Genomic DNA, 12,818 nt, shown 5'->3' with positions numbered 1-12,818 from the left:
TTCATGAGCATGACGCCTTCGCGGTTGTTATCAGCATTGCAGACGTGCCTTGCCACACAACCCTCGTCAGTTCATGCCCCGCAGCGTTTCATCGTCGCCTACAGTGGCGGGCTGGACTCGCACTGTCTGTTGCACCTCCTTTCACGTTGCCGGGCGCAACTGGCTGTCGGCATCGAGGCGGTGCATGTGCATCACGGCTTGCAGCCACAGGCGGATCGCTGGGTCGAACACTGCCGGCAGGTTTGCCGGCAACTCGACATCCCCTTAACCGTACTGCAGGTCGAGGCCAGGGCTGCCAGGGGTGAGAGTCCTGAAGCCGCAGCGCGCCAGGCCCGCTATGCGGCCTTACAGGAAATCATCAAGGCGGGTGATATCCTGCTCACCGCCCAACACCGTGATGATCAGGCCGAGACCTTGTTGCTACAGTTATTCCGCGGCAGCGGCAGCCGGGGCCAGGCAGCGATGCCGTGGCAGCGAGCCTTTGGTGCCGGGGCGCACTGGCGACCCTTGCTCGAGGTCGGGCGTGACGAACTACGGGAGTATGCCGAACACCAGCAGCTGCACTGGGTCGATGACCCGTCTAACCTGGACACCTGTATTGATCGTAACTACCTGCGCCACGAGGTCATGCCCGTATTGCAACAACGCTGGCCGGCAATCCAGGACACCCTGGGCCGCGTAGCCAGCCAGCAGGCTGAAAACGAGGGCCTGCTCGAGGCACTCGCGGCCCTGGATATGCAGGGCCTTGTGGGGACGGGGCAAAGCCTGTCACTGCCGGGCCTGGCTGCTCTCGATGCAGCCAGGCAACGCAATGTCTTGCGCCACTGGTTACGGCAGCAGGGACTGGCCTTGCCATCGCGGCGCAAGCTGCTGCAGGTACAGCACGATATGCTCGGTGCCGCCCAGGATCGTAACCCACACCTGGAATGGTCTGGCGTGGAGCTGCGTCGTTACCGGGGCCGCCTCTATGCGATGCCCCCCCTGCGCAGGGTCGCCACGGATTGGTGCCGGGACTGGAACCTGCAGGAGAAGGTGGTCTTACCCTGGTCGGGGCAGCTTTCGAGCCAGCCTGCTGTTGGCGAAGGGCTGCGCGCGGATATCCGGGATACGCCGGCCCGTATCCAGTTACGCCTGCGACAGGGGGGGGAGCGCTGTCGCCCGGCCGGGCGTGATCGGCACCATAGCCTGAAAAAGCTCTTTCAGGAGGCCGGTATCCCGCCGTGGCAACGCCAGCGCATCCCGCTGGTTTTCGTTGGTGATGAACTGGCCGCGGTGCCAGGGCTCTGTGTCTGCGAACCCTTTGCCGCGCCTAAAGGGGGCGAGGGTCTGTATATCGACTGGCAGTGAGGCCCGTCAGGACACGGATTTATTTTTGCCGGTCAGCATTTGTTCATTGAGAAGCGGGGCGTGTTCTGGTAACGTATAATCCCGTCCGGTAATGATCACATTGCCCAGAATTCTGACGGGAAAATCCCTTAAATGACCAAATTTATTTTTATTACAGGTGGCGTGGTTTCTTCTCTCGGGAAGGGCATCGCGGCGGCCTCGCTTGCGGCTATTCTCGAGTCCCGGGGGCTGAAAGTCACCCTGATGAAACTCGACCCCTATATCAACGTTGACCCGGGCACCATGAGTCCCTTCCAGCACGGCGAGGTCTTTGTGACCGAGGACGGGGCCGAAACCGACCTCGACCTGGGGCATTATGAACGCTTTGTGCATACCACCATGAGCAAGGCGAATAACTTCACGACCGGACAGATCTACGAAAACGTTATCCGCAAGGAACGTCGCGGTGAATACCTCGGCGGTACCGTGCAGGTGATCCCGCATATTACCGACGAGATCAAACGCAATATCATGGCCGGTGCCGGGGATGCCGATGTCGCCATGGTCGAGATTGGCGGTACCGTCGGTGACATCGAATCACTGCCGTTCCTTGAGGCGATTCGCCAGCTTGGTGTGGAACTCGGTCCGACCCAGAGCCTGTTCATGCACCTGACCCTGTTGCCCTATATCGCGGCAGCCGGCGAGGTCAAGACCAAGCCGACCCAGCACTCGGTGAAGGAGCTGCGCAGTATCGGTATCCAGCCGGATATCCTGTTGTGCCGTTCCGAGTTTCCGATGCCGCCTGATGACCGTCGCAAGATCGCGCTGTTTACCAACGTCCCGGAGCGGGCCGTCATCTCGGCTGTCGATGTTGATAATATCTACAAGATCCCGCGCACCCTGCATGAACAGGGCCTGGATGACATCGTGGTCGAGAAGATGCACCTGAAGACCAGGCCGGCCGACCTCAGTGCATGGGATGCCGTGAACGAGGCCAAGGCACACCCGGAAGCCGAGGTGAACATCGCGATGGTCGGCAAGTACGTCGACCTGACCGAATCCTACAAGTCACTGTCAGAGGCCCTGACGCATGCCGGTATCCATACCCGTACCAGGGTCAACATTACCTATTTCGATTCCGAGGATATTGAAAAGGATGATGGTGATCTTCTCAAGGACATGGATGCGATTCTCGTCCCGGGTGGATTTGGCGAGCGCGGTGTCGAGGGCAAGATCATGACCGTGCAGTATGCGCGTGAGAACAATATCCCCTACCTGGGTATCTGTCTGGGTATGCAGGTCGCGGTGATTGAGTTTGCCCGTCACATCGCCGGCATGGCGGACGCCAACAGCACTGAATTCCGTACAGATACCAGACACCCCGTGATTGCACTTATTACCGAGTGGGTCAACGAAAAGGGTATTATTGAACGGCGTGATGAAAATTCCGATCTGGGCGGCACCATGCGTCTGGGTGGGCAGGAGTGCCGGCTTATGGCGGGTACCCGCAGCCGTGACTTATACGGCAACGAGGTGATCACCGAGCGCCACCGTCATCGCTATGAATTTAATAACCAGTACCTGGAACAGCTCGAACAGGCCGGCCTGAAGATTGCAGGCAAGTCGATAGACGGCAAGCTGGTCGAGGTCATTGAGCTCGACAACCACCCGTGGTTCGTGGCCTGTCAGTTCCATCCGGAGTTCACCTCCAACCCGCGTGACGGACATCCCCTGTTCAGCGGTTTTATTCGCGCGGCGCGCGAACACCATTCCGCCACGGCGGGTAAAGAGGACGTGGCATGAAGTTATGTGGTTTTGAAGCCGGTCTCGACCAGCCCCTGTTCCTGATCGCCGGCCCCTGCGTTATCGAGAGCGAACAACTGGCGCTTGATACGGCTGGCCAGTTAAAGGAACTGACCGCCGCGCTGGGTATACCGTTTATCTACAAGTCATCCTTTGACAAGGCCAACCGTTCCTCGCATGAAAGTTTCCGTGGCCCGGGGATCGAGGAAGGCCTGCGCATCCTGCAGACGGTCAGGGAACAGATTGCGGTGCCGGTGCTGACCGATGTCCATGAAGACACGCCGTTAAACGAGGTGGCCGCCGTGGTCGATGTGCTGCAGACGCCTGCCTTCCTGTGTCGCCAGACCAACTTCATTCAGGAGGTGGCCCGCCAGGGCAAGCCGGTGAATATCAAAAAGGGCCAGTTTCTCGCGCCCTGGGATATGAAGAATGTTGCCGACAAGGCCCTCGCCACCGGCAACGAGCAGATCATGGTCTGCGAACGCGGCGTGTCCTTTGGCTATAACAACCTGGTCTCGGATATGCGCGCGCTGGCAGCGATGCGTGACACGAATTGCCCGGTGGTCTTTGATGCCACCCACTCGGTACAGTTGCCGGGTGGACAGGGCAGTTGTTCGGGCGGCCAACGCGAGTTTGTGCCGGTGCTGGCGCGGGCCGCGGTTGCCGCAGGCGTCGCCGGGCTGTTCATGGAAACCCATCCGGAGCCGGCCAGGGCGCTTAGCGACGGCCCCAATGCCTGGCCACTCGACCGTATGCGTGAATTACTCGAGGTACTGGTTCAGATAGATCGTAGTGTCAAGGCTGCCGGTTTCGCTGAGCTGGACCTCTAACCCTTTTCTATTAACAATTAACCATTGGAGTTTGTGCAGTAATGGCAGACCAATTCAGTATCAGTAACATTCATGGCCGTCAGATCATTGATTCTCGCGGTAACCCAACAGTCGAAGTCGATGTCAGCCTGGCATCGGGTGCCATGGGACGGGCCGCCGTGCCCTCCGGGGCATCTACGGGTTCACGCGAGGCCGTCGAGTTGCGTGACGGCAACACGTCCCGCTTCGGTGGCAAGGGTGTCAGCAAGGCAGTGGCCAATGTGAATGGCGAAATCCGCACAGCCTTGCTCGGTATGTCCGCGCTGGAACAGAAGGCCATCGATGAACGCATGATCGAACTCGACGGCACGCCCAACAAGGGTCGCCTGGGTGCGAATGCCCTGCTGGCAGTGTCCATGGCGGTGGCCAAGGCAGCGGCCATCCAGTCCGGCAAGCCGTTGTATGCATACCTCGGCACGGGTACGACCATGCCGGTGCCGATGATGAACATCATCAACGGTGGTTCGCATGCCGATAACAGCGTCGACCTGCAGGAGTTCATGATCATCCCGGTGGGTGCGCCGAGTCTTTCCGAGGCCGTACGTTACGGCACTGAGGTCTTTCATGCGCTGAGCAAGGTGCTGAGTGCGAAAGGCATGAGTACGGCGGTCGGTGACGAGGGCGGTTTTGCCCCGGACCTGCCATCCAACGAGGCCGCGATCGAGGTTATCCTGGAAGCGATAGCCAAGGCCGGTTACAAGGCCGGTGAAGATATCTTTATCGGTATCGATGCCGCCAGTTCCGAGTTCTACAAGGATGGCAGGTATGAACTGACTTCAGAAGGGCGTTCCCTGTCCGCCGCTGAATTTGTCGACTATCTGGCCGACTGGTGTGACCGTTATCCGATCATCTCCATCGAAGATGGTCTGGACGAAGGCGACTGGGAAGGCTGGGCGCTGCTGACCGAAAAACTCGGTGAGCGCGTGCAACTCGTCGGTGACGACCTGTTTGTGACCAACACCATGATTCTCAAGGAAGGGATCGACAAGGGGATTGCCAATTCCATCCTCATCAAGGTTAACCAGATAGGTACCCTGACCGAGACCATTGATGCGATCGACATGGCACACGCGGCCGGTTACACCGCGGTTGTGTCACATCGCTCCGGTGAAACCGAAGACACAACGATTGCTGATCTTGTCGTTGCCACCGCCTGTGGCCAGATCAAGACCGGCTCACTGTCACGCAGCGATCGCGTGGCCAAGTACAATCAGCTGATCCGTATCGAAGAGGCCCTCGGTGACAAGGCCACGTATCCGGGCCGTGCAGCATTCCGTCACCTGGGTTAATCATTTAAAAGCCCAACGCTGAGACGCAAAGACGCTGAGGACGCAAAGACGCTGAGGACGCAAAGGAATTAATGGATAAATGGTTTTTTATTACTACTGTCCCGTTAATTCCCTCTCCCTTCGGGAGAGGGTTAGGGTGAGGGGATTTAGATGTCGATGACATATTGTTTTATTTACTCCCTCATCCTGGCCTTCTGGTGGAACAACTAGCCATTCGCCTAAGCTGTCAAACGACGACAGCCAGGGCGCTGGTTATCCCTGGGGGAGAAGGGATAACGCCGATTAGAGGCTGATGAGGTTTCATGTGTTCATGCGCATCAATCAATCTCTTGATCTTATTTATCCGAAGCTTACTGCTTGTCAGGCTTATGTTAACGGGACAGCGGTGATTTTTTATTTATATTTCTTCGCGATCTTTGCGCCTTTGCGTTCTTTGCGTTAAAGACTCGAGTTTATTCAGGCGCAGATAATGAAATTTCTCACTATCTTTCTTGTCCTGTTGTTGATTACACTGCAACTGACCCTGTGGTTTGGCCATGGCAGCCTCGCCGAGGTCTGGCAGTTGCGTCAGCAGATCAGCGCGCAGCAAGATGAGAACAATGAATTACAGGAACGTAATGCGGCCCTCGAGGCCGAAGTGGAGGATCTGAAACAGGGTCTGGCCGCGATAGAGGAACGTGCCCGGCACGAGCTGGGTATGATAAAAAAAGACGAGACATTCTTTCAGGTTGTAGAGGAAGAGGCAGACACAGGGAAATGACCATTACCGAACAAACCTTCTGGGTGGTGATCCCCGCTGCAGGCATCGGCAGCCGTATGCAGGCGGATTGCCCGAAACAGTATCTTGACCTGCAGGGCAAGACTGTCCTTGAACAGACGCTGGCGCATTTCCTGCATCACCCCCGTATCCACGGTATTGTCGTCGCGGTTGCCGAACACGATACGACCTGGCCGACGCTTTACATCGACACCGACAAGCCGCTTCACACGGTTATCGGTGGCAGCGAACGTTGTCACTCGGTGTTGAACGCACTGAACTTCCTGGAAGACAAGACCCGGAATACAGACTGGGTGCTGGTACATGATGCCGCGCGGCCGTGCTTGCGTCGGGGCGATCTCGATAAACTCATGATCACGATGGCGCAGCACCCGCAGGGCGGCATCCTGGCGGTGCCGGTGCGCGACACCCTGAAACGGGTCGACGTCGCCTGTATCATTGAAGAGACGGTAGACCGGGTGTCGCTCTGGCACGCCCTGACGCCACAGATGTTTCATGTCGGTATGCTGCGCGAGGCACTGGAAAAGGCCATCGCTGACGGGGTACTGGTTACCGATGAGGCCTCGGCAATGGAATACGCCGGCTACAATCCGCTGGTCGTCGAGGGATACGCTGACAATATCAAGATCACGCGTCCCGAGGACCTGGCACTGGCGCGTTTTCACCTGGCCACGATTAGTGACGAGGCCGCAAGTGACTATGATGGCCTGATGGCGGATGACGGTTAGATGAGCATGCGTACAGGACAGGGGTTTGATGTGCATGCCTTTGCCGCGGGTCGCCGCCTGATTCTCGGCGGGGTTGATATCCCTTATGAGAAAGGGCTGGCCGGCCACTCCGATGCCGATGTGTTATTGCATGCCATCTGTGATGCCTTGCTCGGTGCGGCGGCACTCGGTGATATTGGTCGCCATTTTCCGGATACAGATGCACGCTATGCCGGTGCCGACAGCCGCGAACTCCTGCGCGAGGTATATCGACGCGTGCAACAGGAAGGCTACAGCCTGTGTAATCTTGACTGCACCGTGATAGCCGAGGCCCCGAAGCTGGCGCCGTTTATTGATACCATGTGCGCGTATATCGCCAGCGATCTGGCCGTGGAACTGAACTGTATTAACGTCAAGGCCACCACTACCGAGAAGCTTGGCTTTACCGGCCGTGGTGAAGGTATCGCCGCCCAGGCCATTGTCTTACTCACCACTGACTGAACACCATGACCGATCCAGCCGCTACCCTGCAGGCCGCCCTGCAACCTGCCCATGCCCATGGCAGCCCGCTGGCCAGGGGACGTATCCGTCAGCAGCCGGAAGATTTCATTGTCGATGAACTATCCTCGGTGACCTTCAGTGGCGAAGGTGAACATGTTTGCCTGCATATCCGTAAACGCGGCCTGAATACCGAGGACATCGCCCGGCAACTCGCCAGACTGGCGAATATAAAATGCCGTGATGTCAGTTTTGCCGGTCTCAAGGATCGCCATGCCGTGACGACCCAGTGGTTCAGTGTTTACCTGCCCGGTGTCAGTGAACCGGACTGGCAGCAACTGAACAGTGCCGAGGTCGAGGTGATGGAGGTTGTGCGCAATACGCGCAAGCTGCGTCGCGGCACCCTCGCCGGCAACCGTTTCCGGATTAGCGTGCGCGAATTCGAGGTCGACAGCGCACAGCTCGAGGCACGCCTGCAATGTATTGCAGAGCAGGGCGTGCCCAATTATTTTGGCAGCCAGCGTTTCGGTCATGCCGGCAGCAATCTCGAGCGCGCCCTGGAAATGTTTGCCGGGCGACGTGTGAAACGTGAACAACGCGGCCACTACCTGTCAGCCGCACGTTCAATGTTATTCAACCGGGTCCTGTCCGCGCGCGTGCATGCCGGAAACTGGAACCGCCTGCTCGATGGCGAGATCTGTATGCTCGCGGGCAGTCGCGGCTTCTTTGCCAGCGAAGCGATAGACGCGCAACTCGAGCAGCGCCTGCTGGAAAAGGACATCCATCCGAGTGGACCACTGTGGGGCAAGGGCGAATTACCCAGCCGGGACAGCGCGCGTGAATTCGAGACCACCGCACTGCAGGGACTCTCCGAGTGGTGTGAGGGGCTGGAAAAGGCCGGGCTGAAAATGGAACGGCGCAGCCTGCGCCTGATCGTTGAAGACTTGCAGTGGGAGTATGCGGATAACACCCTGGTGCTGAACTTCAGTTTGCCCGCCGGTTGTTTCGCCACCGCCGTGCTGCGCGAAATCGTCGAGACCTGATTCTTTAACTTAAAAGCCCAACGCAGAGACGCGGAGGCGCAGAGATTCGCAAAGAGAGATCAAGTTACCTCGTTATTGCGGCATGTTCTTAGCCGCAATCCAGAATCTTATTATTTATGGATTCCGGCTAGAACTATGCCGGAATGACGGAATACAATAAACCATTTTTTCAATCCTTTTACCCTCTGCGCTCTTTGCGCCTCCGCGTCTCTGCGTTGGGCTTTTGTTTTTTTAAACGTTAAAGTCGTTTCAGGAGCACGTACAGGGCACCCGTGCCGCCATCGACGGGGCGGGCGGAGCAGAAGGCCAGCACTTCATCGCGTTGTTGCAGCCAGGCATTGACCTTGTTTTTCAGCACTGGCAGTTTCTGTTTCGAACCAAAACCCTTGCCGTGCACGATGCGTACACAACGATTGCCGTGCCGCAGGCTGTCACGCAGGAATTCGGTGACGGCCTGGCGGGCCTCGAGCACCGTATAGCCATGCAGGTCGAGTTCCGCGCGGACACTGAGCTGGCCGCGGCGCAACTGGCGCATGAGGCGGGTCTGCAGGCCGGCGCGGCTGAACAGGAGCTCTTCGCCGGTTTCGACGTCCTCGGAGCAGAAATCGTCGGAAAACATGTCATCGAGCACCTGGCGGTCATCGGCGAGCCGCTGGCGGGCGACGGCCTTGATCTTCGGCTGCGGCGCCTGGTAGTGGTGTTTTACCGTCAGCGGCCGTACATCCTTCAGATTGTCACGAAACAACTGCCGCTCGGCATCGGAAATTTTCGGTTTGTCGGGCATAATGGTCATTACTCAAGCTGGCACCGCCATGCAGCGAGCTGTTCAGGTGGTTCTAATCTGTATTAGAATCAGAATATAACTGATTGTCTTTATAATATAAACGAGCCCGGCACCTGAACGACATGCGTATATTGATTAGTAATGATGATGGCTACCAGGCCCCCGGTATTCGCAGTCTCTACAAGGCCTTGAGCGGGCGGGCCGAGCTGACGGTCATCGCGCCGGATCGCAACCGCAGTGGGGCGAGTAACTCGCTGACGCTGGATAGCCCGATCCGGGCGACGACAATGGAAGACGGCTTTATCTGTGTCGATGGCACACCCACCGACTGTGTTCACCTGGCCATTACCGGCCTGCTTGACGATGAGCCGGATATGGTGATTGCCGGCATCAATGCCGGGGCCAATCTGGGTGACGACGTACTCTATTCCGGGACCGTGGCGGCCGCCATCGAGGGGCGTTTTCTCGGGGCACCGGCCATTGCCGTTTCCCTCGCCGGGGAGGGGCTTGAGCACTATGACACAGCGGCCCGCGCGATCATCGCCGTCATCGAGCGTCTCCATCATGACCCCTTGCCGGCCGATACCATCCTCAATATCAATGTGCCCGATTTGCCATGGGCCGAGATCAAGGGCTATGAGGCAACCCGCCTCGGGCATCGCCACAAGTCGGAACCGGTTCTCCGCGAAAAGGACCCGCGCGGCCGTAACATCTACTGGGTCGGGCCACCGGGCGAGACCGCCGATGCAGGGCCGGGAACGGATTTCCACGCTATCAGCCACGGCAAGATTTCGATTACTCCCCTGAAGATTGATATGACCAGTTACCCCACCCTCGACAAGGTCGCCAGTTGGCTGGAGGGAATGGGGCATGAATGATCGCCACCAGGGCATCGGCATGACCTCGCAGCGCACCCGCGACCGCCTGGTCGAACGCCTGCGCGAGCGGGGTATTCAGAATGAGGCGGTGCTGGAAGTGATGCGCAGCATGCCGCGGCATATCTTCGTCGAGGAGGCATTGTCCAGTCGCGCCTATGAGGATACGGCCCTGCCGATTGGCCAGGGCCAGACCATTTCCCAGCCCTATATCGTCGCGCGTATGACCGAGGCCCTGTTGTGTGACGGCGAACGGCCGAGGAAGGTGCTTGAAGTGGGCACCGGTTCGGGTTATCAGACGGCGATCCTGGCAAGGTTGGTCGAACATGTTTACAGCGTTGAACGCATCGATGCGCTGATGCAGCAGGCCAGGGGTCGTTTTCAGGAACTGGAAATACGTAATATCCGCCTCAAGCACAGTGACGGTAACTGGGGCTGGAGTGAATACGGCCCTTATGATGGCATCCTCGTGACGGCAGCGCCGCAACAGGTGCCCAAGCCCCTTTACGACCAGCTCGCGGAGGGAGGGCGACTCGTGATCCCGGTAGGCAAGCAAGGCGAGCAACAGTTGCTCGTGGTCACCAGGACAGCAGACGGTTATAACTCCAGGACCCTCGACCTGGTCAGTTTTGTACCTTTGCGCGGTGGCCTGGGTTAAGAGCAAGAATCTCGTTATCCTCACCATGCTCCTGGCCGGGCTGGTGTTGTCAGGCTGTGGCGGCAGCGTGGCGGTGGCCCCGGTCAGCAAACATGCCAAGGGGAGTCGCTGGTCGCCCGACGTGCACACGGTCAGTCGTGGCGAAACCCTGTATTCGATTGCTTTCCAGTACGGCCAGGATTACCGGACACTGGCCCGCCGCAATGGTATCCGTCACCCCTACACCATTTATGTGGCTCAAAAACTGAAACTGCGCGGAGGCAGCAGGCCGGCGAAGCAAGTGGTTAGCCGGCCGAAACCTGCGCCAAAGCCACGACAGACAGCGAAACCGCCGGCGAGTCCCCCGAAAGCCGCGACGCCGCCCAAAAGGTCGTCCAGCTTCATGGCAAATACCGGCCCACTACGCTGGAACTGGCCAACCTCTGGCCGGGTTATCAAGACCTTTTCCAGTAAATCCGATACCCGCAAGGGTATCGATATTGCCGGGCACCTGGGGCAGGCCATCAAGGCTGCCGGCAGCGGGCGCATCGTCTATAGCGGGAGTGGACTTCGGGGTTATGGTAAGCTTATTATCGTTAAGCATAATGAAAAATACCTGAGCGCATACGCGCACAACAGAAAGCTACTGGTTAAGGAAGGCGATACAGTCAAGCTGGGCCAGCAGATTGCCGAGATGGGCCGGAGCGGGGCAGATAACGTCAAACTGCACTTTGAGATCCGGCGCGAGGGCAATCCAGTTAATCCCATGCGGTATTTGCCGAAGCGCTAGTTGATAAAAGGGCTGTCGATAAAAGGCCTTCAGCGATCCCCGGCGGGGACGATTACATTATAACAAGCTTGATAATAACCTCTCTTCGACGCATGGACTTACGACGTGAAGAAAGGCGTAAGGAGGCATTGATGCCGCGCAAGAAATCAACTGCAGAGCCGAAAACACAGAAGATCAAGGCAGCGATATCTGGAACGAATGGAAAAGACGAGTTCGTTGATGATAATGACGTTGAAGAAGATGTATCCCTGAGTTTTGGTGATGAGATTGCCCCGCCTAAAGAAACCGTAAAACCCCGCACCGCCAGAAAGACCAGTTCAGGCTCGGCAAGCACGCGTGGCGGTGATGCGGATGCCACGCGCCTCTACCTGAGTGAAATCGGTGCCTCGCCCTTGCTCACCGCCGAGGAAGAGGTGCATTACTCGCGCATGGCGCAAAAAGGCATTGAGGCCGGGCGCAAGCGCATGATCGAGAGTAACCTGCGCCTGGTCGTGAAGATCGCGCGACGCTACATGAACCGTGGCCTGCCATTACTCGACCTGATTGAAGAGGGCAACCTCGGCCTGATTCGGGCGGTGGAAAAATTTGATCCCGAACGCGGTTTTCGCTTTTCCACCTATGCCACGTGGTGGATCCGGCAGACCATCGAGCGCGGCATTATGAATCAGACCCGAACGATCCGTCTGCCCATCCACGTGGTCAAGGAAATGAATATCTATCTGCGTGCCGCGCGCCAGTTCACCCAGGAACTCGGCCACGAACCGAGTCCGGAGGAAGTTGCGCGCCTGCTGGACAAGTCGATTGAAGATGTGAAGCGAATGATGGGCCTGAATGAGCGCGTGACCTCCGTTGACACACCCATGGGGCGTGACTCGGATACAGCGGTTATCGACTCCATACCCGATGAAGGCAAGAATGACCCGGCGGCGGTACTGCAAAGCGATGCTGTCAGGAGTCGTCTCGATGTCTGGTTAAGCCAGCTGAATGACAAGCAGCGTGAAGTCGTGGAGCGCCGCTTTGGCCTGCACGGTTATGAAATCTCCACCCTCGAAGAAGTCGGTAATGAGATAGGCGTAACCCGTGAACGCGTGCGCCAGATCCAGATAGAGGCCCTCAAGCGCCTGCGCGAGGTACTCGAACGCGACGGTTACTCTCTGGATGCCTTGTTCCGCGAAGGTTGAGCCTTTACCTGGCAGTCTAATGCCGCATGTTTAGTAGCGTTTTTGTGTGGTTGCTAGTAAAAGAGCCGCCAGAAGGCATATTCCCTAAAGTTTTTCATATTCTTGTCGATAACCCTGCTGTGTAATTAGAAGTTAAGTGCTCGCACTGACTTCCCTGCGCAATGATTATTGATGCCATGCTTGATTCAGGGATGGTGCCAGATTTTCTAGATCGCGAGGCAAACAATGAAGAACCTGA

At 57.7% G+C, this 12,818-nt stretch carries 13 protein-coding genes; 12 read left to right on the top strand and 1 reads right to left on the bottom strand.

All coding sequences use genetic code 11. From position 1 onward, the window contains the following. Positions 1–3: 3 nt before the first annotated feature. The 8 genes from tilS to truD all read left to right on the top strand — a co-directional run bounded on the left by tilS (position 4) and on the right by truD (position 8,313). Entirely contained in the window at positions 4–1,347 is a 1,344-nt protein-coding gene (tilS, locus tag RQ738_RS00150; RefSeq protein WP_314161315.1) for a tRNA lysidine(34) synthetase TilS, read from the top strand. A 132-nt stretch (positions 1,348–1,479) separates the two neighbouring features. Next, positions 1,480–3,129, top strand: a complete 1,650-nt coding sequence (locus tag RQ738_RS00145; protein WP_314161314.1) for a CTP synthase — start codon at positions 1,480–1,482, stop codon at positions 3,127–3,129. Further along, positions 3,126–3,959, top strand: a complete 834-nt coding sequence (gene kdsA, locus RQ738_RS00140) for a 3-deoxy-8-phosphooctulonate synthase (RefSeq protein ID WP_314161313.1) — start codon at positions 3,126–3,128, stop codon at positions 3,957–3,959. Before RQ738_RS00145 ends, kdsA begins: the two co-directional genes overlap by 4 nt. A gap of 41 nt (positions 3,960–4,000) precedes the next feature. Then, the gene (gene eno / locus RQ738_RS00135; protein ID WP_314161312.1) at positions 4,001–5,287 is read left to right on the top strand and encodes a phosphopyruvate hydratase; all 1,287 of its coding nucleotides are present in this window, start codon (positions 4,001–4,003) and stop codon (positions 5,285–5,287) included. 469 nt (positions 5,288–5,756) lie between these two features. Next, on the top strand, positions 5,757–6,047 hold the full coding sequence (gene ftsB / locus RQ738_RS00130; RefSeq protein WP_314161311.1) for a cell division protein FtsB: 291 nt from the start codon (positions 5,757–5,759) through the stop codon (positions 6,045–6,047). Further along, positions 6,044–6,793 (top strand): 2-C-methyl-D-erythritol 4-phosphate cytidylyltransferase, encoded by a 750-nt coding sequence (ispD, locus tag RQ738_RS00125; RefSeq protein WP_314161310.1) that lies wholly within the window; start codon positions 6,044–6,046, stop codon positions 6,791–6,793. Before ftsB ends, ispD begins: the two co-directional genes overlap by 4 nt. A 6-nt stretch (positions 6,794–6,799) precedes the next feature. Then, positions 6,800–7,273 carry a 2-C-methyl-D-erythritol 2,4-cyclodiphosphate synthase gene (ispF, locus tag RQ738_RS00120; RefSeq protein ID WP_409929501.1) on the top strand — a complete coding sequence of 158 codons (474 nt, stop codon included), beginning with the start codon at positions 6,800–6,802 and terminating at the stop codon, positions 7,271–7,273. Between the two features lie 5 nt (positions 7,274–7,278). Continuing rightward, entirely contained in the window at positions 7,279–8,313 is a 1,035-nt protein-coding gene (gene truD / locus RQ738_RS00115; protein ID WP_314161307.1) for a tRNA pseudouridine(13) synthase TruD, read from the top strand. 238 nt (positions 8,314–8,551) lie between these two features. Here the strand turns inward: truD and RQ738_RS00110 are convergent, their stop codons facing one another. Next, complete coding sequence (locus tag RQ738_RS00110) at positions 8,552–9,106, bottom strand: Smr/MutS family protein (protein WP_314161306.1); 555 nt, start codon at positions 9,104–9,106, stop codon at positions 8,552–8,554. Between the two features lie 113 nt (positions 9,107–9,219). Between RQ738_RS00110 and surE the strand changes: the two genes are divergently transcribed. The 4 genes from surE to rpoS all read left to right on the top strand — a co-directional run bounded on the left by surE (position 9,220) and on the right by rpoS (position 12,580). Beyond that, a complete protein-coding gene (surE, locus tag RQ738_RS00105; protein ID WP_314161305.1) occupies positions 9,220–9,975 on the top strand; it encodes a 5'/3'-nucleotidase SurE in 756 nt (251 codons plus the stop codon). A 13-nt stretch (positions 9,976–9,988) separates the two neighbouring features. After that, positions 9,989–10,630, top strand: coding sequence for a protein-L-isoaspartate(D-aspartate) O-methyltransferase (locus tag RQ738_RS00100; RefSeq protein WP_314161383.1), 642 nt, complete (start codon positions 9,989–9,991; stop codon positions 10,628–10,630). Then, entirely contained in the window at positions 10,617–11,399 is a 783-nt protein-coding gene (locus RQ738_RS00095) for a peptidoglycan DD-metalloendopeptidase family protein (protein ID WP_314161304.1), read from the top strand. Before RQ738_RS00100 ends, RQ738_RS00095 begins: the two co-directional genes overlap by 14 nt. 131 nt (positions 11,400–11,530) lie before the next feature. Then, entirely contained in the window at positions 11,531–12,580 is a 1,050-nt protein-coding gene (gene rpoS, locus RQ738_RS00090; protein WP_314161301.1) for an RNA polymerase sigma factor RpoS, read from the top strand. The last annotated feature ends 238 nt before the right edge of the window (positions 12,581–12,818 follow it).

The sequence above is a fragment of the Sulfuriflexus sp. genome (assembly GCF_032250955.1).
Taxonomy (GTDB): Bacteria; Pseudomonadota; Gammaproteobacteria; order AKS1; family AKS1; genus Sulfuriflexus.
The sequence above is the reverse complement of the archived record's forward strand: the minus strand, read 5'-3'. Positions and strand labels throughout refer to the sequence as shown.

Bases quoted from the DNA above. Each gene is read 5' to 3' on its own strand.
- tilS (WP_314161315.1), top strand. From the start codon at position 4: ATGAGCATGACGCCTTCGCGGTTGTTATCAGCATTGCAGACGTGCCTT.
- RQ738_RS00145 (WP_314161314.1), top strand. From the start codon at position 1,480: ATGACCAAATTTATTTTTATTACAGGTGGCGTGGTTTCTTCTCTCGGG.
- kdsA (WP_314161313.1), top strand. From the start codon at position 3,126: ATGAAGTTATGTGGTTTTGAAGCCGGTCTCGACCAGCCCCTGTTCCTG.
- eno (WP_314161312.1), top strand. From the start codon at position 4,001: ATGGCAGACCAATTCAGTATCAGTAACATTCATGGCCGTCAGATCATT.
- ftsB (WP_314161311.1), top strand. From the start codon at position 5,757: ATGAAATTTCTCACTATCTTTCTTGTCCTGTTGTTGATTACACTGCAA.
- ispD (WP_314161310.1), top strand. From the start codon at position 6,044: ATGACCATTACCGAACAAACCTTCTGGGTGGTGATCCCCGCTGCAGGC.
- ispF (WP_409929501.1), top strand. From the start codon at position 6,800: ATGCGTACAGGACAGGGGTTTGATGTGCATGCCTTTGCCGCGGGTCGC.
- truD (WP_314161307.1), top strand. From the start codon at position 7,279: ATGACCGATCCAGCCGCTACCCTGCAGGCCGCCCTGCAACCTGCCCAT.
- RQ738_RS00110 (WP_314161306.1), bottom strand. From the start codon at position 9,106: ATGACCATTATGCCCGACAAACCGAAAATTTCCGATGCCGAGCGGCAG.
- surE (WP_314161305.1), top strand. From the start codon at position 9,220: ATGCGTATATTGATTAGTAATGATGATGGCTACCAGGCCCCCGGTATT.
- rpoS (WP_314161301.1), top strand. From the start codon at position 11,531: ATGCCGCGCAAGAAATCAACTGCAGAGCCGAAAACACAGAAGATCAAG.